The 20,177-nt window shown below is 73.5% G+C and carries 16 protein-coding genes; 12 read left to right on the forward strand and 4 right to left on the reverse strand.

The genetic code is table 11. The features are described from left to right. Window positions 1-24: 24 nt before the first annotated feature. Genes nirB through D0D15_RS05305 form a run of 5 tightly spaced genes read left to right on the forward strand, consistent with a single transcriptional unit; the run spans window position 25 to window position 5,488 of the window. Complete coding sequence (nirB, locus tag D0D15_RS05285; protein WP_094006822.1) at window positions 25-2,568, forward strand: nitrite reductase large subunit NirB; 2,544 nt, start codon at window positions 25-27, stop codon at window positions 2,566-2,568. Continuing rightward, on the forward strand, window positions 2,565-2,915 hold the full coding sequence (gene nirD, locus D0D15_RS05290; RefSeq protein ID WP_094006821.1) for a nitrite reductase small subunit NirD: 351 nt from the start codon (window positions 2,565-2,567) through the stop codon (window positions 2,913-2,915). Before nirB ends, nirD begins: the two co-directional genes overlap by 4 nt. Continuing rightward, complete coding sequence (locus D0D15_RS05295; RefSeq protein WP_094006820.1) at window positions 2,912-4,024, forward strand: uroporphyrinogen-III synthase; 1,113 nt, start codon at window positions 2,912-2,914, stop codon at window positions 4,022-4,024. The genes nirD and D0D15_RS05295 overlap by 4 nt, the downstream gene beginning before the upstream one ends. Continuing rightward, window positions 4,021-4,704: a sirohydrochlorin chelatase gene (locus D0D15_RS05300; RefSeq protein WP_094006819.1), complete on the forward strand. Its 684-nt coding sequence runs from the start codon at window positions 4,021-4,023 to the stop codon at window positions 4,702-4,704. The genes D0D15_RS05295 and D0D15_RS05300 overlap by 4 nt, the downstream gene beginning before the upstream one ends. A 40-nt stretch (window positions 4,705-4,744) precedes the next feature. After that, window positions 4,745-5,488, forward strand: a complete 744-nt coding sequence (locus D0D15_RS05305; RefSeq protein WP_094006818.1) for an SDR family oxidoreductase — start codon at window positions 4,745-4,747, stop codon at window positions 5,486-5,488. A 39-nt stretch (window positions 5,489-5,527) separates the two neighbouring features. Here D0D15_RS05305 and D0D15_RS05310 read toward each other — a convergent pair whose 3' ends face one another. After that, window positions 5,528-6,649: a winged helix DNA-binding domain-containing protein gene (locus tag D0D15_RS05310; protein ID WP_094006817.1), complete on the reverse strand. Its 1,122-nt coding sequence runs from the start codon at window positions 6,647-6,649 to the stop codon at window positions 5,528-5,530. Further along, window positions 6,649-7,041 (reverse strand): DUF3224 domain-containing protein, encoded by a 393-nt coding sequence (locus D0D15_RS05315; RefSeq protein ID WP_094006816.1) that lies wholly within the window; start codon window positions 7,039-7,041, stop codon window positions 6,649-6,651. Before D0D15_RS05315 ends, D0D15_RS05310 begins: the two co-directional genes overlap by 1 nt. Before the next feature lie 61 nt (window positions 7,042-7,102). On the opposite strand from D0D15_RS05315, the gene D0D15_RS05320 reads away from it, so the two are divergent. The 3 genes from D0D15_RS05320 (at window position 7,103) to D0D15_RS05330 (ending at window position 10,056) form a co-directional block, all read left to right on the forward strand. Next, window positions 7,103-8,068, forward strand: coding sequence for a helix-turn-helix transcriptional regulator (locus D0D15_RS05320; protein WP_115944279.1), 966 nt, complete (start codon window positions 7,103-7,105; stop codon window positions 8,066-8,068). Then, window positions 8,061-8,867 (forward strand): uroporphyrinogen-III synthase, encoded by an 807-nt coding sequence (locus D0D15_RS05325; RefSeq protein WP_094006814.1) that lies wholly within the window; start codon window positions 8,061-8,063, stop codon window positions 8,865-8,867. Before D0D15_RS05320 ends, D0D15_RS05325 begins: the two co-directional genes overlap by 8 nt. A gap of 70 nt (window positions 8,868-8,937) precedes the next feature. Next, the gene (locus tag D0D15_RS05330) at window positions 8,938-10,056 is read left to right on the forward strand and encodes an alpha/beta hydrolase family protein (RefSeq protein WP_094006813.1); all 1,119 of its coding nucleotides are present in this window, start codon (window positions 8,938-8,940) and stop codon (window positions 10,054-10,056) included. Here D0D15_RS05330 and D0D15_RS05335 read toward each other — a convergent pair. Next, a complete protein-coding gene (locus tag D0D15_RS05335; protein ID WP_094006812.1) occupies window positions 10,038-10,325 on the reverse strand; it encodes an MGMT family protein in 288 nt (95 codons plus the stop codon). The genes D0D15_RS05330 and D0D15_RS05335 overlap by 19 nt on opposite strands. A gap of 59 nt (window positions 10,326-10,384) precedes the next feature. Here D0D15_RS05335 and D0D15_RS05340 point away from each other — a divergent pair, with 59 nt between their 5' ends. The 4 genes from D0D15_RS05340 (at window position 10,385) to D0D15_RS05355 (ending at window position 18,806) form a co-directional block, all read left to right on the forward strand. Then, window positions 10,385-13,594, forward strand: coding sequence for an ATP-dependent helicase (locus D0D15_RS05340; protein WP_425266773.1), 3,210 nt, complete (start codon window positions 10,385-10,387; stop codon window positions 13,592-13,594). A 406-nt stretch (window positions 13,595-14,000) separates the two neighbouring features. Continuing rightward, window positions 14,001-17,222 carry an ATP-dependent helicase gene (locus D0D15_RS05345; RefSeq protein ID WP_115944281.1) on the forward strand — a complete coding sequence of 1,074 codons (3,222 nt, stop codon included), beginning with the start codon at window positions 14,001-14,003 and terminating at the stop codon, window positions 17,220-17,222. An 11-nt stretch (window positions 17,223-17,233) separates the two neighbouring features. Continuing rightward, on the forward strand, window positions 17,234-18,304 hold the full coding sequence (locus D0D15_RS05350) for a potassium channel family protein (RefSeq protein ID WP_094006809.1): 1,071 nt from the start codon (window positions 17,234-17,236) through the stop codon (window positions 18,302-18,304). Window positions 18,305-18,356: 52 nt separating this feature from the next. Then, window positions 18,357-18,806, forward strand: coding sequence for a hypothetical protein (locus tag D0D15_RS05355; RefSeq protein WP_094006808.1), 450 nt, complete (start codon window positions 18,357-18,359; stop codon window positions 18,804-18,806). 172 nt (window positions 18,807-18,978) lie between these two features. On the opposite strand, the gene D0D15_RS05360 is transcribed toward D0D15_RS05355, so the two are convergent. Beyond that, window positions 18,979-19,950, reverse strand: a complete 972-nt coding sequence (locus D0D15_RS05360; RefSeq protein ID WP_244214935.1) for a neutral zinc metallopeptidase — start codon at window positions 19,948-19,950, stop codon at window positions 18,979-18,981. Between the last annotated feature and the right edge of the window lie 227 nt (window positions 19,951-20,177).

A 20,177-nucleotide genomic window follows, 5' to 3' on the forward strand; every position in this document is an offset into this window, starting at 1 on the left:
GCAAGCGAGCAGGAGGTTTCGGTAATGCGCACACTCGTCGTCGTCGGGAACGGCATGGTGAGCCACCGGCTGGTGGAGGCACTGCGGGCCGAGGACACCGAGGGCGCCTGGCGGGTCGTCGTGCTCGCCGAGGAGCCGCGCCCGGCCTACGACCGGGTTGCCCTGACCTCCTACGTGGATGGCTGGGACGTCCAGGCGCTCACCCTGTCCGGTTCGGATTACGAGGGTGACGACCTGGTCGAGCTGCGGCTGGGCGACCCGGTCACCGCGATCGACCGGGCGACCAGGACGGTCACCACCGCGTCCGGGCACGTGCAGCCCTACGACGCGCTCGTGCTCGCCACCGGCTCGCGCCCGTTCGTGCCGCCGGTGCCGGGACACGACCTGCCCGGCTGTTTCGTCTACCGCACGATCGAGGACCTGGACGCGATCCGGGCCGCGGTCGAGCACGCGAAGGCGACCAAGCGCGGCCGCGCGGCGGCGATGGTCGTCGGCGGTGGACTGCTCGGCCTGGAGGCGGCGAAGGCCCTGCGCGACATGGGCCTGTCCCCGCACGTGGTGGAGATGGCGCCGCGGCTGATGCCGCTCCAGGTCGACGACGGCGGTGGCCGGCTGCTGCGCAAGCTGGTCACCGACCTGGACCTGACCGTCCACACCGGAACTTCGGCCGAGAAGATCGAGCAGGACGGCGACCGCCTGTTCACCAGGCTCACCAACGGCACCGAGCTGGACCTGGACCTGGTGGTGTTCTCCGCCGGTGTCCGCCCGCGCGACGACCTGGCCCGCTCGTCCGGGCTGGCGGTCGGCGAGCGCGGCGGGATCATCACCGACCTGGCCTGCCGCACCAGCGATCCGGACATCTGGGCGGTCGGCGAGTGCGCCGCGGTCGAGGGCCGCTGCTACGGCCTGGTCGCCCCGGGCTACACGATGGCCGAGATCGTCGCCGCGCAGCTGCTCGGCAAGACTGGCGAGTTCCCGGGCGCGGACCTGTCCACCAAGCTGAAGCTGATGGGCGTGGACGTGGCCAGCTTCGGCGACGCGCACGCCACCACGGAGAACGCGGTCGAGGTCGTGCTCTCCGACGCGGTCGGCGGGTACTACAAGAAGCTCGTCGTGTCCGAACCTGATGAGCACGGGCGCCGACTCCTGTTGGGCGGTGTGCTGGTCGGTGACGCGAGCGCGTACAACCTGCTCCGCCCGCTGGTCGGCAGCCCGCTGCCGGCCGATCCGGCCGCGATGCTCGCGCCGGAAGGCGGCTCCAGTGCGGTGGGTGTGGACGCGCTGCCGGACGAGGCGCAGATCTGCTCGTGCAACGCGGTCAGCAAGGGCGCCATCACCAGCGCGATCCACGACGAGGGCTGCGACAGCGTCGCGAAGATCAAGGGCTGCACCAAGGCGGGCACGACGTGCGGGTCGTGCGTGCCGATGCTGGCGAAGCTGCTCGACGCCTGCGGGGTCGAGCAGTCCAAGGCGCTGTGCGAGCACTTCGCCTACTCGCGCCAGGAGCTGTTCCAGATCCTCAGCGCTACCCGCATCACCACGTTCGGCGAACTGATCGCCAAGCACGGCACCGGCTCGGGCTGTGAGATCTGCAAGCCGGCCGTCGCCTCGATCCTCGCCACGCTCGACACGACCCACCGCGACGGCGGTCACGTCCTGGCCGGCGAGCAGGCCGCGCTGCAGGACACCAACGACCACTTCCTGGCGAACATGCAGCGCAACGGCACCTACTCGGTCGTGCCGCGGATCCCCGGCGGCGAGATCACCCCGGCGAAGCTGAAGGTGATCGCCGAGGTCGCCGAGGAGTTCGGGCTCTACACCAAGATCACCGGCGGGCAGCGGATCGACCTGTTCGGCGCGACCGTGGACCAGCTGCCGCACATCTGGAAACGGCTGGTGGACGCCGGGATGGAGTCCGGGCACGCCTACGGCAAGTCGCTGCGCACGGTGAAGTCGTGCGTCGGCTCCACCTGGTGCCGCTACGGCGTGCAGGACAGCGTCGGCCTGGCCGTCGAGCTGGAGCTGCGCTACCGCGGCCTGCGCTCGCCGCACAAGCTCAAGGCCGGGGTGTCCGGTTGCGCCCGCGAGTGCGCCGAGGCCCGCGGCAAGGACTTCGGCGTGATCGCGACCGAGAAGGGCTGGAACCTCTACGTCGGCGGCAACGGCGGCGCCCTGCCCCGGCACGCCGAGCTGCTGGCGTCCGACCTGGACAAGGACACGCTGATCACCTACATCGACCGGTTCCTGATGTTCTACGTGCGCACCGCCGACCGGCTGCAGCGCACCGCGCCGTGGATCGAGGAGATGGACGGCGGCCTGGACCACCTGCGGGCGGTGATCGTCGACGACAAGCTCGGCATCTGCGAGGAGCTGGACGCCGCGATGGCCAAGCACGTGCAGAACTACGCCGACGAGTGGCGCGGCGTGCTGGAGGACCCGGCGAAGCTGGCCCGGTTCACCTCGTTCGTCAACGCGCCGGGCACGCCCGACCCGACCATCTCGTTCCGCGCCGAACGTGACCAGAAAGTCCCCGTCCTGCTGGGTGTTCCGGAGGTGGTTTCGCGATGACCGCGGTGGAGGAGAAGCGCGCCACGGAGGCGGTCGAGATCTGCCCGGTCGACCGGCTGATCCCCGGTCGCGGGGTGGCCGCCCTGCTGCCCGACGGGCGGCAGGTGGCGATCTTCCGCACGGTGACCGGCGACGTCTATGCCTTGTCCAATGTGGACCCGTTCACCAAGGCGGCGGTGCTCTCGCGGGGGATCATCGGTGACGTGAAGGGCGTGCCGCACGTCGCTTCGCCCATGCTGAAGCACCGGTTCGAGCTGGCCACCGGCAACTCGCTGGACGACGAGACGGTGGCTGTGCGCACGTATCCGGTGCGGGTGATCGAGGGTGTGGTGTACCTCCAGCCATGATCGATTCCCCCGGTGTCCTCCCGCTCGCCGGGTTCGCGGTGGGCATCACGGCCGCGCGCCGCGCGGACGAGCTCGGCGCGCTGCTGGTGCGCCAGGGCGCGACCGTGCGGTACGGGCCGGCGATCCGGATCGTGCCGCTCGCCGACGACACCGAGCTGCACGCCGCGACCGTGCGGATGCTGGCGGAGCCGGTCGACGTGGTCGTGGCGACCACCGGCATCGGGTTCCGCGGGTGGGTCGAGGCGGCCGAGGGCTGGGGTCTCGGCGAGGCGCTGGTCAGCCGCCTCGGCGAGGCGTCGCTGCTGGCCCGTGGGCCGAAGGCGCGTGGCGCGATCCGCGCGGCCGGGTTGTCGGAGAGCTACTCGCCGGCCTCGGAGAGCAGCGCGGAGCTGCTCCAGCACCTGCTGGCGTCCGGTGTGGACGGTCAGCGGGTCGCGGTGCAGCTGCACGGCGAGCCCCTGCCGTACTTCGTGGAATCGTTGCGGGAGGCCGGGGCCGAGGTCATCGAGGTGCCGGTGTACCGCTGGGTCGGGCCGTCCGATCCGGGGCCGCTGGACCGGCTGATCGACGCGGTGCTGGACGGCTCGGTGGACGCGATGCCGTTCACCAGCGCGCCGGCCGCGGCGAGCACGCTGGCGATGGCCAAGCGCACCGGCCGGCTCGCGGCGCTGGTGGAGGCGCTGACGCACCGGGTGCTGGTCGCGTGCGTCGGGCCGATCACGGCGGCCCCGCTGGCGGCGGTCGGGATCCCCACCGTGCAGCCGGAGCGGGCGCGCATCGGCGCGCTGGCGCGGACGGTGTCGCAGGCGCTGGTCGAGCGGTCACCGAAGCTGCGGGCGGCCGGGCGGCTCATCGAGCTGCGCGGCCAAGCGGCCATTGTGGACGGTCAGCTGTGCGACGTGGCGCCCGCGCCGATGGCGGTGCTGCGAGCGCTGGCCCGCGAGCCCGGCCGGGTCGTCTCGCGCCGGGAACTGACGTCGGCACTGCCCGGCGGCGGTGAGGAACACGCGGTGGAGACCGCGATCGGGCGGCTGCGCACGTCGCTCGGCGAAGGGAAGCTCGTGCAGACCGTGGTGAAGCGCGGATACCGGTTGGCGGTGGAACGATGATCGTGCTGGCAGCGCATGGGACGCGGGACCCGCGGGGCGCGCGGGTGATCGAGGAGCTGGCGGACCGCGTGCGGGCCGGGACGCCGGTGCCGGTGCGGGTGGCCTACGCCGACGTGCGGCAGCCCGACGTGACGACGGTCCTCGATGCGGTGCGCGGCTACCAGGCGATCGTCGTGCCCGCGTTCCTGGCCGCCGGGTACCACGTGCGAACCGACATCCCGGCGCAGATCGCCGCGAGCGGGCACCGGAACGTGCTGCTGGCCGACCCGTTCGGCCCGGCGCCCGAGCTGGTCGGCGTGATGCGGGACCGGCTGGAGTGGGCTGGCTACCGCGCGGGTGACGCGGTCGTGCTGGCCGCGGCGGGCTCCAGCGATCCACGCGCGCTCGCCGAGGTGCGGGTTGCCGCGGATGCCCTGGGTGCGGTGCTGGGCACGTCCGTGCGGGTGGGTTACGTCGCGACGGCGCAGCCCTCGATCGCCGACGCGGTGGCCCGGGCGCGGGGGCGGGGCCGCCGGGTGGCGGTGGCGTCGTGGCTGCTGGCGCCGGGGTTGTTCCAGCGGAAGGTGCTGGACGCGGGCGCGGACGTGGTGGCCGATCCGCTGGGCGTGCACCCGGACGTGGTGGACCTGGTGCTGGCCCGGTATCAGCAGGCGCAGCGGCGGCTCGCGGTCGCCGCCTGAGACTTGTGGTTCGCTGGATGAAACAGTAGTTTCTGTTTTCGTGAAGCGCTACGTGGGTCGCGTCGTCCTGATCACCGGTGCCGGGCAGGGGCTCGGCCGTGCCATGGCGCGCCGGTTCGCCGACGAGGGGGCGTCGCTGGCGTTGTGCGACGTCAACGAGGCCGCGGTGAAGGAGACCGCGGCCGACTGCATCGACGTGCGGGCGTCCGTGGTGGACGTGGCCGATCCGGCGCAGGTCGGTTCGTGGGTGGCGGGGACGCTGGCAGCGTTCGGGCGGGTGGACGTGCTGGTCAACAACGCCGGGGTGATCCGCGACAACCGGCTGGAGCGGATGACCGACGACGAGTGGGACGCGGTGATCGACGTCAGCCTGCGCGGCATGTTCAACTGCAGCCGGGCGGTGTTCGGTGCGATGAAGCGGCAGGGGTACGGGCGGCTGCTGTCGTTGTCGTCGATGTGCTGGCGCGGGAACTTCGGCCAGGTGAACTACTCCGCGGCGAAGGCCGGGGTGGTCGGGATGGCACGCACGATCGCGCTGGAAGGCGCGCGGCACGGCGTGACCTCGAACGCGATCGCACCGGGGCTGATCGCGACGCCGATGCTGGCGTCGATGGACGACAAGGCACGGGCGAAGCTGGCCGCGCGGGTTCCGGTGGGGCACATCGGCGACCCGGCGGACATCGCGGAGGCGGCGGCGTTCCTGTGCTCGGAGGCGGCCGGCTACGTGACCGGGGTGGTGCTGGATGTGGATGGCGGCATCAGCATCGGCAGTGCGTTGCGCTGACGAGACCGCGGTGCGCCCGCGACGGCTTCGGCGACGGTGCTAGTTCCAGCTCACCTTCAGGTCCGCGAACCACCGCGTGCGCGCCACCCGTTCGGCCTCCTCCTCGACGGCTGTCCGCGCCGCGGGCGGGAGCGGGTCGAACGCGGTGATCGTGAAGTCCAGCCGCTTGCGGCCGCTGCCCTTCGCGCGCCACACGCCGGCCACCTCGCCGCCCGCGAGCAGCGCTCCGGGGTTGCCGAGGATCCTCCAGACCTCCTTCTGCCGCGCCCGGTCCGGCACCAGCACCGCCCGGTCCCGCGACTGCAGGAACGGGTCCCACGGCGGCAGCAACCGCACGACGTCGGGCTCCGGCGGGTTCTCCAGCGCCGCCACGTCACCGGCCGGCAGGAACACCGTCCGCCCGGCGAACCGCACCTCGGCGAGCTCCTCCGGCCACATCCGCTTCACCACGGCGACCTTCGTCCCCACGAAATCCGCCGCCTCCTTCGGCGCCGCCGGGCCGTGCAGGTGCAGGTAATCCCGGACGACGGCCGTCGCGGCCCCGGCATCGGGCGTCGTCCGCATCCGCGGCCGGCCGTCCAGCGGCGCCAGCGTCGCGGGCTGGGCCCCGGCTTCCAGCCGCACCCCGCCGTGGATCGCCGCCAGCCGCATGACGTGATCCAGGATGTGGGTGGCCTGGCAGACGCGGCACTGGTACGACAAGCCGTCCGGGATGATCTTCGTGACGGCCTCGCTCACCGCGCCCTTCGACATCACCCGGGTGACGACCTTCCGCATCGCCCGCGCCGCGGTGAACAACCCGTCCAGCGCGCCCATCCCGGCCGCCTCGACCTGCTTGCGCTGCCAGCCCATCCGCGCCATCGCGTCGTCCTCGTCGAGCGGGACCAGCGCGGCGGTGACCCGGCCGATCTCGTCCGCGCGGTGGAAGTGCGGCGCGCCGCGGTGCGTCCACGCCAGCACGAACCGCGGATCCTCCACGAAGGACTCCTCGGTGACCGGGCCGGGCAGCCGCGCCGCGAGGGAGATCGCCGCCGTGTCGCGCTGGGTGCTCTGCAGGCCGAGGTCGAACACGGTCAGCCCGGCCGGGTCGGCGACGTCGCGGTGCAGGCCCTGCGCCGCGATCCGGTGGGCGAGCACCTGCTCGCGGTCGACCTCGAGCATCACAATTGGTAGTCGAAGGTGTAGTTCACGGTCTCGCTCGCTCCTCCGATCGTGCCGGTCCCGGTCAGTCCGGTCAGCTCACCCGTGCCCGAGCCCTCGACGACCGTGAACGTGCCCTGGATGCCGTCGGCGCCGTAGGCCACGTCGTGCCGGATCACGAAGCTGCCCTTCCGTCCGTCCACACTGCCCTCGATCCGCTCGAACCCCGGCGCGGTCTGCCCGCTGCCGCTGTAGCCCTCGCCCGGGTAGTACAGCAGGAAGTCGCACGCCGACTCGCCCTCGATCATGCCGGAGTAGGCGAACGTGGCGTGCGCGTGGGCGTACCGGGGGCCGTTCTCCGGGCCGCTGACGACCTTCTCGTCCCAGGTCCGCGTGGTGAAAGTGTTGGTCATGGCTCCAGTGTGCAACCCATGCCTGACACCTTCTGTCAGGTTTCCGAGGAATACTGGATCCATGCGCGCGAGCAGGTTGTTGTCGGTTCTGCTGCTCCTGCAGAACCGCGGCCGGATGACCGCCGAGGAGCTGGCCGAAGAGCTCGAAGTGTCGGTGCGGACCGTGTACCGGGACATCGAGTCGCTGTCCGCCGCCGGGGTGCCGGTCTACGCCGAACGCGGCCGGGCCGGCGGCTACCGGCTGCTCGACGGCTACCGCACCCGCCTCACCGGCCTGACCGGCGAGGAGGCCCAGTCGCTCCCGCTGGCCGGGCTGCCCGACGCGGCCGCCGAGCTGGGCCTGGGCACCGTGCTGACCGCCGCCCAGCTCAAGCTCTACGCCGCGCTGCCGGACGAGCTGCGCAGCCGCGCGGGCAAGGTCGCCGAGCGGTTCGTGCTCGGCGTGCCCGGCTGGTTCCGCGGCATCGAAAGCCTGCCGCACCTGGCCGAGGTCGCCCAGGCGGTGTGGGATTCGCGGCGGGTTTCGGTGAAGTACCGGCGGTGGGACAACAGCGAGACGATCCGGCTGCTGGAGCCGCTGGGGCTGATCCTCAAGGCCGGGAACTGGTACCTTGCCGCACAGTGTGAGGGTGCGATCCGGACCTATCGGGTGTCCCGGATCCGCTCGCTCGAACCCGGCGCCGCGTTCGAGCGCCCGGCCGGGTTCGACCTGGCCGCCTATTGGCGGGAGTGGTCGGAGCAGTTCGAGCGGCGGATGTACCCGCGGGTCGCCGTGGTGCGGCTGTCTCCGCTGGGCCGGGACCTCGTACCGTTCTACCTGGGCGCGGTGGGTGCCCGCGCTCTGCGCGAGTGCCGCGAGGTGCCGGACGAAGACGGGTGGTTGCGCGTGGAGTTACCGGTGGAACCCGGCGCCCCGGCACTTGGGGAGCTGCTGCGGTTCGGGCCCGAGCTGCGGGTGCTGGAGCCCGCGGACCTGCGTGACCAGGTGGCGGCCGCGGTGGACCGGATGGGTGCGTTCTATGGGTGATCTGAGCGGAGTCACGATCGGGGTGACCGCGGAACGGCGGGCCGAGGAGTTCATCGGCGCGCTGGAACGCCACGGCGCCACCGTGCGGCACGCGCCGCTGATCCACATCGTCCCGCTGCCCGACGACGCCCGGCTGCGCGCGGCCACCGAGGAGGTCCTCGCCGAACCGCTGGACATCCTCGCGGTCACCACCGGCGCCGGGTTCCGCGGCTGGGTGGACGCCGCCGAGGGGTGGGGGCTGCGGGAGGACCTGCTGGCGTCGCTGACCCGGGCGCGGGTGTTCGTCCGCGGCCCGAAGGGCAAGGGCGCGGTGCGGGGCGTCGGGCTCACCGAGGAGTGGGCCGCGCCCGAGGAGAGCAACCGGCAGCTGTTCGGTCACCTGCTGGACGCCGGGGTCGCGGGCGCGCGGCTGGCGGTCCAGCTGCACGGCTCGCCGCTGCCCGAGCACACCGCGCCGCTGCGGGAGGCCGGCGCGCGGGTGATCGAGGTGCAGCCGTACCGGTGGGAGTGGCCCGCGGACCTGCACCCGGCGCACGAGCTGCTGGACGGCGTGCTGGCCGGCACGGTGCGGGCGCTGGCCTTCACGAGCGCCCCGGCCAGCGCGAACATGCTGGAGCTGGCCCGCGAGCGCGGCAGGTACGACGAGCTGGTGCGGGCCCTGCGGGGTGACGTGGTGTGCGCGTGCGTGGGCCCGGTGACGGCCGCACCGTTCACCGAGGCCGGAGTGCCGACCCTGCAACCGGACCGCCAGCGGCTGGGCGCGCTGGTCAAGCTGCTGGTCGCGGAGCTGGGCACCTAGGGGAGATCTCCGGGCCGCTCCCGGTGATCAACCCGATGTGCCCGGTCCGGCCGCTTCCTAGGTTCGGTGCATGGTCAAACCAAGATCGACGATCCGCCGCTTCGCACTGCTCACCGCCGCCGCCTTCGCGCTCACCGTGGTCCCGGCGTCGGCCGGGACGGCACTCGCCCTGCCGGAACCGTCCGGCCCGTTCGCCGTCGGCGTCACCGAGCTGCACCTGGTCGACCAGGCCCGCGACCGCGAGCTGATGGCGACGGTGCGTTACCCCGCGATCCACGACCGCGGCCCGCGGGCGCCGTTCCTGACACCCGGCGCCGCCGCCGTGATCGCCGAAGCCGACGCCGCCCGGCTCGGCATGGACCCCGCCCGGCTGGACTACGGCTTCGCCACCAACGCGCGCTCCGGCGCGCCCGTCGCCGCCGGACATCTGCCCGTCGTGCTCTACACACCGGGCGCCGAGCAGCCCCGCGCGCTGGCGACCACCCAGCTGGAGGAGCTCGCGAGCCGGGGGTACGTCACCGTCGCGTTCGACCACCCCGGCGAGACGTCCGTGGTGGAGTTCCCGGACGGCCGCCTGGTGCGCGGCGCTCTGCCACCGCAGAGCGTCGAGGTCGGCCGCCGGATGATCGCCACCCGCGTCGCGGACGCCCGGTTCGTCCTCGACCAGCTCGAAGTCCTCGCGCGGGGCGGCAACCCGGACGCGGAACGGCGTGCGCTGCCCGCCCGGCTGGGCCGCTCGCTCGACCTGACCCGGATCGGCATGTTCGGGCATTCGGCCGGCGGGTTCACCACGGCCGAGACGATGCTGGCCGACCCGCGGATCGACGCGGGTGCCGACCTGGACGGCAGCATGGCCTACTCGCAGCGGGACCGGATCTTCGGGCAGGCCGCCGAGCAGGGCCTGGACCAGCCGTTCCTGCTGATGAGCGCCGGTGACCACAGCGCCGCCACGGACGGGTCCTGGCAGGAGTTCCTGAGCAACCAGCGCGGCCCGGCCGAGCAGCGGCACCTGGCCGGCGGCGAGCACTTCAGCTACACCGACTACCAGTTCCTGCTGCCCCGGCTCGGCGTCGATCCGGCGATCACCGCGCCCTGGATCGGCGGCGTCGACGCCGCCCACAGCCTGGACTTCCAGCGCACCGGCCTCGTCGAGTTCTTCGACCAGCGGGTCTACGGCTGCCAGCGGTAGGTCTTCAGGTTGACTTTCTGACCGTCCGCCAGCACGCCCTCCGCCCGGAGGAGTTCCAGCTGCCGGTGCACGAGGTGCGGCGCGGGCGTGCCGTTGGCGCGCAGGATCCGGTGCCACGGCAGGTCCGCGCCGTCCTCGGACAGGATCCGGCCGATCATCCGGGGTGACGGGGCGCCGGCGATCGCCGCGATGTCACCGTACGTGGCGACCTTCCCCGGCGGCACGGTCGCGACCACCTCGCGCACCCGCTCGTGCAGCTCCTCGTTCACGTGACCAAACTACCGCCAGGGTGTGCCGGTCCCCGGTTCTGTCGGGCGGTCGTGATTCCATGCCAGACGTGAGCGCAGAGGGCACCCGGTCCCGGGCGGGCGCGCGGCTGGTTCGGCCGCCCGCCCCCGAGCAGCGCCCGGAACGCTGGGACGACGACGCGCGGGCGGTGCTGGCGGCGCCCCGCGGGTTCGTCCGCGTCCTCGGTGGACCGGGCACCGGCAAGACCACCCTGATCACGAGCGCGGCGGCGGCCCGCATCGCCGGTGGCGCCGATCCGGAGAGCCTGCTGGTGCTCACCGCGTCCCGCCGCGCGGCGAACGCCCTGCGTGCCGAGATCACCCGCCGCGTCACCGCCGGTGACGGCGTGCCCCGCACGATCCGCGAGCCGATCGTGCGCACCGTCCACTCCTACGCGTTCTCCTTGCTGCGCCTGCAGGCCGGGTTGCAGGACGTGCCGGCGCCGCGGCTGCTGTCCAGCCCGGAGCAGGACGTCGTGGTCCGCGAGCGGCTCGCCGGCGACCTCGCCGAGGGCGCGCCGGACTGGCCCGAGCAGCTGCGGCCCGCGCTGGCCGTGCCCGGCTTCGCCGAGGAGCTGCGCGACCTGCTGCTGCGTGCCGCCGAACGCGGTCTGGGCCCGGAGGACCTGGTCAAACTCGGCAGGCGCAAGGACCGCCCGGAGTGGGTCGCGGCCGGGGTGTTCTGGCGGCAGTACGAGGAGGTCACGGTCCTGCAGGGCGCGGGAGGCAACGCGCTCGGCGCGCCCGGTTCGCCCGCGCTGGACGCCGCCGAGCTGGTCGCGAGCGCGCTCGTCGAGCTGGAGGGCGACCCGGACCTGCTGGCGCGCGAGCAGGCGCGGATCCGGCACGTGTTCGTCGACGATGCCCAGCACCTGGACCACCTGCAGTTCCGCCTGCTGCGGCTGCTCGGCACCGCGGCCGAGGACTTCGTCGTGACCGGCGACCCGGACCAGGCGATCTTCTCCTTCCGCGGCGCCGACCCGAACCTGCTCACGCGCGCCGACGCCGACGGCGGCCGCACGGTGACGCTGACCCGGACCCACCGGTTGAGCCTGGCCGTGCACGAAGCGGTGACGAAGCTCGGCGCGACCCTGCCGGGCGCGAACCGGCACCGCGCGATCAGCGTCGACCCGAAGGCCGACGAAGGCGAGGTGAAGGTCCGGCTGCTGCCGACCCCGTCCGCCGAGGCGAGCTGGGTCGCCGACCAGCTGCGCCGCGCGCACCTCATCGACGGCGTGCCGTGGTCGGAGATGGCCGTGCTGGTGCGCTCGCCGGGGCGGTCGTTCCCGGTGCTGCAGCGGGCGTTGCGGGCCGCGGGGGTGCCGATCGCCTCGGCGGTGGAGGAGCTGCCGCTGGCCCGCCAGCCGGCGGTGCGGCCGCTGCTCGCGGTGGTGCGCGTCGCCGGTGATCCCGCGCTGCTCGACGTCGACACCGCCGAGATGCTGCTGGCGTCCCCGCTCGGCGGCGCCGATCCGCTGGCGCTGCGCCGGATGCGGCGTGGTCTGCGGCGGCTGGAGCTGGCCGGTGGCGGTGAGCGGTCCAGTGACGAGCTGCTCGTGGAAGTGTTGCGGGACAACGACAAGCTCGGCGGTCTCGCGGAGGCCGAGGCGGCGCCGATCCGGCGGGTCGGTGGTCTGATCGCGGTCGCGCGCGCGGCGATCGGCCGGGGCGCGGGGGTCGAGCAGGTCCTGTGGGACGTGTGGCAGGAGAGCGGCCTGCAGAAGCGGTGGGTGCGGCTGTCCGCGCGCGGCGGGACGCTGGGCGCGCAGGCCGACCGCGACCTGGACGCGGTGGTGGCGCTGTTCCACGCCGCGGGCAACTACGTCGACCGGCTGCCGAAGGCGAGCGTGGCGGCGTTCGCGGACTACCTGTCGTCGCAGAACATCGCGGGCGACAGCCTGGCGCCGGTGGCGATGCGCGGCGAGGGCGTGTCCCTGCTGACCGCGCACGGGGCGGCCGGTCGCGAGTGGACGGTCGTGGCCGTGGCGAACGTGCAGGAGGGCAGCTGGCCGGACCTGCGGCTGCGTGGCTCGCTGCTCGGGGTCGAGCGGCTGGTGGACCTGCTGTCCGGGCTGGAGGAGGAGACGGTGTCGGCGACGGCGCCCATCCTGGCCGAGGAGCGGCGGCTGTTCTACCTGGCGCTCGGCCGCGCGAAGCGGACGCTGCTGGTGAGCGCCGTGATCGGGGAGGACGAGCAGCCGTCGCGGTTCGTCGACGACCTGGAGGCCAACAGCGCGGACGAGTCCGGGCTGGACTCGCGGGTCAAGCCGCCGGGGCGGTCGCTGGTGCTGGCCGAGCTGGTCGGCGACCTGCGGCGCGCGGTGTGCGACCCGGACGTGCCGCCGGACCGGCGGGCGCGGGCGGCGCGGCAGCTGGCGCGGCTGGCGCTGGCCGTGGTGCCGGGCGCGCACCCGGATTCCTGGTACGGGCTGGTGGAGACGTCGACGGACACGCCACTGTACGGCGAGGGTGACGTGGTGCGCATTTCGCCGTCCACTGTGGACACTCTGAAGAAGTGCCCGTTGCGGTGGCTGATCGAACGGCACGGCGGGTCTGACCCGGCCCAGCTGGCGGCGATCACCGGGACGCTGGTGCACGAGCTGGCGCAGGCCGCGGCGGACGGCGTGGCCGACGAGGGCCTGCGGCGCGCGCTGGACGAGGCGTGGGCGAAGGTCGACGCGGGCGCGCCGTGGTTCTCGCGGCGCGAGCGGAACCGGGTCGAGCAGATGGTGCGCAACTTCCTGGCGTGGCTGGCGAGTTCGCGGCACGAGCTGCAGCAGATGGGCATCGAGCAGGACATCGAGGTCGAGCTGCCGGTCGGTGGCGACGGTCTGCTGGTCAAGCTGCGCGGCCGGGTGGACCGCCTGGAGCACGACGCCGAGGGGCGGCCCGTGATCGTCGACCTGAAGACGGGGAAGACCGCGGTGAGCGCCGCGGATGCCGAGCTGAACCCGCAGCTGGCGGCGTACCAGTTGTCGGTGCTGCTGGGCGCGTTCGGCGGCGGGAAGCGTCCCGGCGGGGCGAAGCTGGTGTACCTGGCGAAGTCGCACAACAAGACGGGCGCGACGGTGCGGGAGCAGCCCCCGCTCGACGACGAGAGCGGCCGGGAGTGGCTGGAGCTGGTGCGGAAGGTGGCGGCGTCGGCGACGGGCCCGGCGTACGAGGCCACGGAGAACCCGGACTGCGACCGCTGCCCCGCGAAGGGTTCCTGCCCGCTGCGACCGGAGGGCAGGCAGGTGACGGGGCCGTGACCGGTTCCGCGAAACCCGCCGGCACGGCTGCTACTGCGCACCGGCCACGCGCGATCACACTTGTGATCCGGCGCTGGGCGCCTTGGGCGGGGGCAGTGCCGAGCGCCGCGATGCCTGCCACGGCGCCCGGGCGGCGGGCGGTGGTGCGGATGGCGGTGCCGAATACCTCGGCGACCGCCGAAGCCGCGCTACGCGCGGCGGCTCCTGCGGGGGCGGCGGTCCGCGTGGCGGTGCCGAACGGCTCGACGACCGCCGAGGCCGCGTTGCGCGTGGCGGTTCCTGCTGAGGCCGCGCTGCGCGTGCCAACCCCCACTGCCTCCGCGCTGTGCGTGGCCGCGCCTGCGCCGGGGCTCGCGCCGCGGGCGGCGTCGCAAGCCGCTCCCGTGTCCAGCACGGGAGCCAAGCCATGACCGAGATCGCCTCCCCGGCCGAGATCGCGCACGCGCTCGGCCTGCACCCGCCCACCCCGGAGCAAGCGGCGGTCATCGCGGCGCCCATCGAGCCCGCGCTCGTCGTCGCGGGGGCTGGGGCCGGGAAGACCGAGACCATGGCCGCCCGGGTGGTCTGGCTCGTCGCCAACGGGTTCGTCACCCCGGAGCGCGTCCTGGGCCTCACGTTCACCCGCAAGGCCGCCCGCCAGCTCCGCGACCTCGTCCGCGCCCGCCTGCGCCGTCTCGCCGGCTCCGGCCTCCTCGACCGGCTCGACCCGGGCGGCGCGCGCCGGGCCGCGGTGCTCGCCGGGGAACCCACCGTCCTCACCTACCACGCCTACGCCGGCCTCCACCACGCCGAGCACGGCCTGCGCCTGCCCGTGCAACCCGGCGTCCGCCTGCTCTCCGAAACCAGCTCCTGGCAGCTCGCCCACCGCGTGGTGTCGACCTGGGACGAAGACCTGGACACCGACCGCGTCCCCGCCTCGGTCACCGCGCAACTCCTCGCCCTCACCGGCGAACTCGGCGAACACCTGGTCACCGAAGAGAAACTCGCCGAGTACACCCGCTGGCTGTGTGACCTCATCGAACGCGCCCCGCGCGCCAAGGGCCAGCGCGCCGCGATGCCCAAGTCGCTGACCGACATCATCGCCGCGCAGAAGTTCCGCCTCTCGCTCATCCCGCTCATCGAGGAGTACCAGCGCCGCAAACGAGCCGAGGGCGCACTCGACTTCGCCGACCAGATGTCCCTCGCCGCGACCCTCGCCGACCAGCACCCGGCCGTCGCCGAGGGCGAACGCGCCCGCTACGGCGCTGTCCTCCTCGACGAGTACCAGGACACCGGCCACGCCCAGCGCATCCTGCTGCGCGCGCTCTTCGGCGGCGTCGAGAACGAGCCGCTGCCGGTCACCGCGGTCGGCGACCCCGCACAGGCCATCTACGGCTGGCGCGGCGCCAGCGCGGCCAACCTGCCCCGCTTCACCACCGACTTCCCGCGCCCGGGCCTCGAACCCGCCCACGAGTACGGCCTGCTCACCAGCTTCCGCAACCCCGCCGAGGTCCTCGTCCTCGCCAACGGCATCGCCGAACCGCTGCGCCGGCGCGGCCTCGGCGTCGAACGGCTCCGCGCCCGCGACAACGCCGACCCCGCCGACATCGAGGTCGCCCTGCTGCCGGACATCCGCACCGAACGCGAATGGGTCGCCGACGCCGTGGCGCGCAGGTGGTTCGCCCACCAGGACGAGCACGGCGCCCCGCCCACCGCCGCCGTCCTCGTCCGCCGCCGCGCCGACATGGCCCCGATCGCCGCCGAGCTGCGGGCCCGCGGCCTGCCGGTCGAGGTCGTCGGCCTCGGCGGGCTCCTCGACGAACCCGAGGTGGCCGACCTCGTCGCCACCCTGCGCGTCCTCGCCGACCCGCTCGCCGGCACCGCCGCCGCCCGCCTGCTCACCGGTGCCCGCTGGCGCCTCGCGGCCGCCGACCTCGCCGCGCTGTGGCGGCGCGCCAACGAGATCTCCGCGCCGCCGCCCACCGAAGAGTCCAAGGTGGACGACCTGTTCGCCGAACGCGCCGAGCAGACCGGCCTCATCGACGCGCTCGACGACCCGGGCGACCCCAAGCGCTACTCCCCGGAGGGCTACCGCCGCATCCGGCAACTCGGCCAGGAACTCGCCGCGCTGCGCCGCCGCCTCGACCAGTCGCTGCCCGAGCTGGTCGCCGACGTCGAACGGACCATGCTGCTCGACGTGGAAGCGCAGGCCCGCCCCGGCAGCGCCCGCCGCGCCCACCTGGACGCCTTCGCCGACGTGGTCACCGACTTCGCGGAGACCTCGCCCACCGCCACCCTGATGTCCTTCGTGGACTACCTGGCGACCGCCGCGCACGCCGAGGACGGCCTCACCCCGGGCGAGGTCGAGGTGGTGCCGGACCGCGTGCAGGTGCTGACCGTCCACTCCGCGAAGGGCCTGGAGTGGGAGGTCGTCGCCGTGCCGCACCTGGCGCGCGAGGTCTTCCCCAACAAGCGCCGGTCCTCGTCCTGGCTGCGCACCGTCACGTCGCTGCCCGCCGCGCTGCGCGGTGACTCCGCGGACCTGCCGAAGCTGCGCGTGTCCGACGGCATGGACCGCAAGGAGGTCATCGAGGCGTTCGAGATCCACGAGCAGGACTTCGCCGAGCGCGAGGCCGACGAGGAACGCCGCCTCTGCTACGTCGCGCTGACCCGCTCCGAGCGCGCGCTCGTCGTGTCCGGGCACTGGTGGAACGAGACGAGCACCCGTCCCAAGGGCCCCTCGGACTTCCTGCTGGAGGTCGGCGAACTGGCCGCCGACGGCGTCGGCAAGGTCGCCGCGTGGGCCGAGGAACCACCGGCCGACGAGGAGAACCCACTGGTCAGCCAGGCCCGGACGGCGCACTGGCCGTCCGACCCGCTGACCGGCCGCCGCGACGCCGTGCACGAGGGCGCCGACCTGGTCCGCACCGCGCTGGCCGACGGCGAGGTCGAGGAGGACGAGGACGCGGACGATCCGGACGGCTGGATCGCCGACACCGACGTGCTGCTCGCCGAGTACGCCAAGCGCGCCGGCACCGCCGACCAGGTCGCGCTGCCCGACCACCTGTCGGTGAGCCAGCTCGTCGAGCTCGCCGCGGACCCGGCCGGACTCGCGCGCCGCCTGCGCCGCCCGCTGCCGGTGCCGCCCAACACCTTCGCCCGCCGCGGCACCGCCTTCCACGGCTGGCTGGAGCGCCGCTTCGCCGGTGACCGGCTGTTCGACCTCGACGAGCTGCCCGGCGCCGCCGACCCGGACGAGGCCGGCGACGACGCGCTCGAAGCGCTGCAGGAGGCCTTCGACCGCAGCGCCTGGGCGTCGCGCACGCCGCACGAGGTGGAGGTGCCGTTCTCCACCGAGGTGGACGGCGTGACCGTGCGCGGGCGGATGGACGCCGTGTTCGCCGATCCGGACGGCGGCTGGACCGTCGTGGACTGGAAGACCGGCGCCGTGCCCGAGGAGGGCCGGATGGCCTCGCTCGCCGTGCAGCTGGCGGCGTACCGTCTGGCTTGGGCGTCGCTGTCCGGAACGCCGTTGGAGAAGGTGCGCGCGGCCTTCCACTACGTGCGCGAGGACCACACGGTGCGCCCGGTGGACCTGCTCGACGCGGACGGTCTGCGCGATCTGCTCCGCAGCGTGCCACAGCCCTAGCGAGGCCTGACATGATCCCTTACGATCCGCGGGTGCGTGTCGCGGACGAACCGGACCACTCGCTCGTCGGCGTCGTCCGGATGCCGGAGCCGGCGGTCAGCCCGATCCGGTCCATCGGCAGACGGGTCCTGTGGGCGCTGGTCGCGCTGGTGGCGGCCGTGTTCATCGTCTACCTGGGGCGGGACGGCTACCGGGACGTCAACGAGGACGGGCTCTCGCTGCTCGACGCGTTCTACTACGCCACGGTGTCGCTCTCGACCACCGGTTACGGTGACATCACCCCGGTCACGAGCACGGCCCGGCTGATCAACGTGCTGGTGATCACGCCGTTGCGGGTGCTGTTCCTGATCGTCCTGGTCGGCACCACGCTCGAGGTGCTGACCGAGCGGTCGCGGCAGGCGCTCCGGATCCAGAAGTGGAGGACCAAGGTGCGGGACCACGTGGTGGTCGTCGGGTTCGGGACCAAGGGCCGGGCCGCGGTCAAGACCCTGCTCGGTGACGAGGCGATCGAGCCGAACAAGATCGTCGTGGTGGACACCGACCAGCAGGCGCTCGACGCGGCCGCCGCGCTGGGCCTGGTCACCGTGCACGGCTCGGCCACCCGGTCGGACGTGCTGCGGGTGGCGGCGGTGCAGCGGGCGCGCGCGGTCGTGGTGGCCGCGGACCGCGACGACTCGGCGGTGCTGGCCACGCTCACCGCGCGGGAACTGGCGCCCAAGGCGCACATCGTGGTGTCGGTGCGCGAGGCGGAGAACGTGCACCTGCTCAAGCAGTCCGGCGCGAACCAGGTGGTGGTGTCGAGCGAGACCGCGGGACGGCTGCTCGGCATGGCGACGTCCACGCCGGTCGTGGTGGACATGTTCGAGGACCTGCTGACCCCGGAGTCCGGGCTGGCGATCGCCGAGCGCCCGGCGGAGAAGTCCGAGGAGGGCGGCTCGCCGCGGCACCTGCCGGACATCGTGCTCGGCGTGGTGCGCGACGGGCAGCTGTACCGGGTGGACTCGCCCGCCGTGGACGCCATCGAACCCGGCGACCGGTTGCTCTACGTGAGGAAAGTGACCCCGGCCGACCGGGTTGAGTGATAGATCTCGGCAGCCCGTCGGCGGCTGTGCTTCACCCGGCGCTTCTGGAAGCATGGTGATCGTGCTGCGCTGGAACACCCTCGCCGTCGCCGTGCTGGTCGGCATCGCCATCGTGACCGCCGTGTGGTGGGCGGGGCCGGGCGTGCTGGGCACCGCGGCCGCGGCGCAGGGCACGGTCGCGCAGGCCACGGTCACCAAGGGTGCCGAGTGCACGGCGCCGAACCCGCAGGAGACGGTGGAGATCACGGTCGACGGCCGGACCCGCACGGGGATCCTGGACGCGTGCGGGCACGACCAGAACGACCGGGTCGACGTCACGGTGCCGGCCTCCGCGGGCGACGGGGAGATCCAGGTGCACCTGGCGGACGTGGTCACCGGCCACGACGACCTGCGCCGCCCGATCGGGCTGGCGCTGCTGGCGCTGAGCTGCCTCGGCGGAGGCACCTACGCATTCCTGATCCACCGCGGCCCGCGCCGCGCGGAGATCCCTGCCGCGAGCTGACCCGGCGCGCCGACGCTGCTGGCCCCACCGGAGGAGGTGAGGCCACATCACCCGCGACACGCGGAGGGCAGCCTTCCCGATGCCACCTGCACCGCGTGGGCGTGACCCGTCGGGCACATCCGGGAAGTGCGCGTCGGCTGGCCCCGGCCGCGGCGCCCGCCCGGAACCGCCCTCAGCGGACCTCCGCCGCCGGGGCCGCGAACGTGTTGCACTTCGCGATCCGGTTGAACTGCGCGCCCGTCCGCCACCACTGCGCGTAGTGCGCGTTGGTGCCGTGGTCGGAGCTGCCGGAGGTGTTGTCGCCGCGGGTGTCCTGGTCTCGCCAGGCCTTGGCGTACATGTCGCGCGTCACGGAGCCGCCCCGGTCGACCACCGCGCCCAGGAACATCCCCGAAAAGCACTGCGCCTGCAGCTCCTTGCGCCGGTCCAGCTCCAGCCCGGCCGGGCTGTTCTGCCCGACGGCGTAGATCTGCTGCCACACCGCGTCCATGATCCCGGCGACCTCCTGCACGTGGTGGCCGTACTCGTGCGCGAACAGCGCCAGGTAGACACCCGGGTTGTCGCCGTACTGGTCGGTCTGCAGGCCGCGGAAGGGCACGTACAGGTTGTCGTCGCAGTAGTAGGCCGCCGTCGCCACGCTCACCGCGATCGTGCCGCACGCGGTGGTGAAGTGGGTGCCGGTCGGGAAGTGCAGGGTCGGCGGGGTGAACGGCAGGTGGTAGCGCTCCAGGAACTCGCCCCAGGCCTGGTTGAGGCACTGGTCGGCGGCGGTGAAGAACGCCTCGGCCGACGCCTGGTCGCTGCGCCACTCCGGCAGCTCGCACGCGAAGTTCTGCAGCCCGTCGTCCGGGTTCTGCAGGATCGGGTGGCTCGCCAGCGCAAGGATCTTCTCGCCGTCCACCGAGCTGGTCGCCGCCGCGGGCGCGTTGCCGCCGCTGGCCGCGGTGCTCGTCGGGGCGGCCACGGTCGGCGACGGCGAGTCCGGCCTGTTGCCGACCGCGATGAACACCACCAGCCCCGCGAGCAGCACCACCACGGCGCTCAGCGCGAACGCGGTCACCGGCCGCGAGGAACGACGCTCCGCCCGGTGCCGCGGCGCGGACGAGGGCGGCGGCACCGGTTCCCGGGGCGGCGGAGACGTCATCGGCCGCCAGCATAGTCAGCGCGCGTCCCGCGAGGGAGAGATCACGACTCGGCGGCGGCCGCGTGCCACCCGTGGCCGGTGCCGGACCGCTCTGCGAGAGTGGGCGGCGAAGCGACCCGCAGGAAGTTGGAGAAGACCCGATGAGCGACACCGGAGGCTGGACCGGCCCCGATCCGAAGGACCGGCCGGACGACAAGACGCCTCCCGCCGTGAACGCGTACCCGGCC

The sequence above is a fragment of the Amycolatopsis thermalba genome (genome assembly GCF_003385215.1).
GTDB lineage: Bacteria > Actinomycetota > Actinomycetes > Mycobacteriales > Pseudonocardiaceae > Amycolatopsis_E > Amycolatopsis_E thermalba.

What these genes read in the sequence shown, in the direction of transcription:
- nirB (WP_094006822.1), top strand. Translation starts at nt 25, where the DNA reads ATGCGCACACTCGTCGTCGTCGGGAACGGCATGGTGAGCCACCGGCTG.
- nirD (WP_094006821.1), top strand. Translation starts at nt 2,565, where the DNA reads ATGACCGCGGTGGAGGAGAAGCGCGCCACGGAGGCGGTCGAGATCTGC.
- D0D15_RS05295 (WP_094006820.1), top strand. Translation starts at nt 2,912, where the DNA reads ATGATCGATTCCCCCGGTGTCCTCCCGCTCGCCGGGTTCGCGGTGGGC.
- D0D15_RS05300 (WP_094006819.1), top strand. Translation starts at nt 4,021, where the DNA reads ATGATCGTGCTGGCAGCGCATGGGACGCGGGACCCGCGGGGCGCGCGG.
- D0D15_RS05310 (WP_094006817.1), bottom strand. Translation starts at nt 6,649, where the DNA reads ATGCTCGAGGTCGACCGCGAGCAGGTGCTCGCCCACCGGATCGCGGCG.
- D0D15_RS05315 (WP_094006816.1), bottom strand. Translation starts at nt 7,041, where the DNA reads ATGACCAACACTTTCACCACGCGGACCTGGGACGAGAAGGTCGTCAGC.
- D0D15_RS05320 (WP_115944279.1), top strand. Translation starts at nt 7,103, where the DNA reads ATGCGCGCGAGCAGGTTGTTGTCGGTTCTGCTGCTCCTGCAGAACCGC.
- D0D15_RS05325 (WP_094006814.1), top strand. Translation starts at nt 8,061, where the DNA reads ATGGGTGATCTGAGCGGAGTCACGATCGGGGTGACCGCGGAACGGCGG.
- D0D15_RS05330 (WP_094006813.1), top strand. Translation starts at nt 8,938, where the DNA reads ATGGTCAAACCAAGATCGACGATCCGCCGCTTCGCACTGCTCACCGCC.
- D0D15_RS05340 (WP_425266773.1), top strand. Translation starts at nt 10,385, where the DNA reads ATGCCAGACGTGAGCGCAGAGGGCACCCGGTCCCGGGCGGGCGCGCGG.
- D0D15_RS05345 (WP_115944281.1), top strand. Translation starts at nt 14,001, where the DNA reads ATGACCGAGATCGCCTCCCCGGCCGAGATCGCGCACGCGCTCGGCCTG.
- D0D15_RS05350 (WP_094006809.1), top strand. Translation starts at nt 17,234, where the DNA reads ATGATCCCTTACGATCCGCGGGTGCGTGTCGCGGACGAACCGGACCAC.
- D0D15_RS05355 (WP_094006808.1), top strand. Translation starts at nt 18,357, where the DNA reads ATGGTGATCGTGCTGCGCTGGAACACCCTCGCCGTCGCCGTGCTGGTC.
- D0D15_RS05360 (WP_244214935.1), bottom strand. Translation starts at nt 19,950, where the DNA reads ATGACGTCTCCGCCGCCCCGGGAACCGGTGCCGCCGCCCTCGTCCGCG.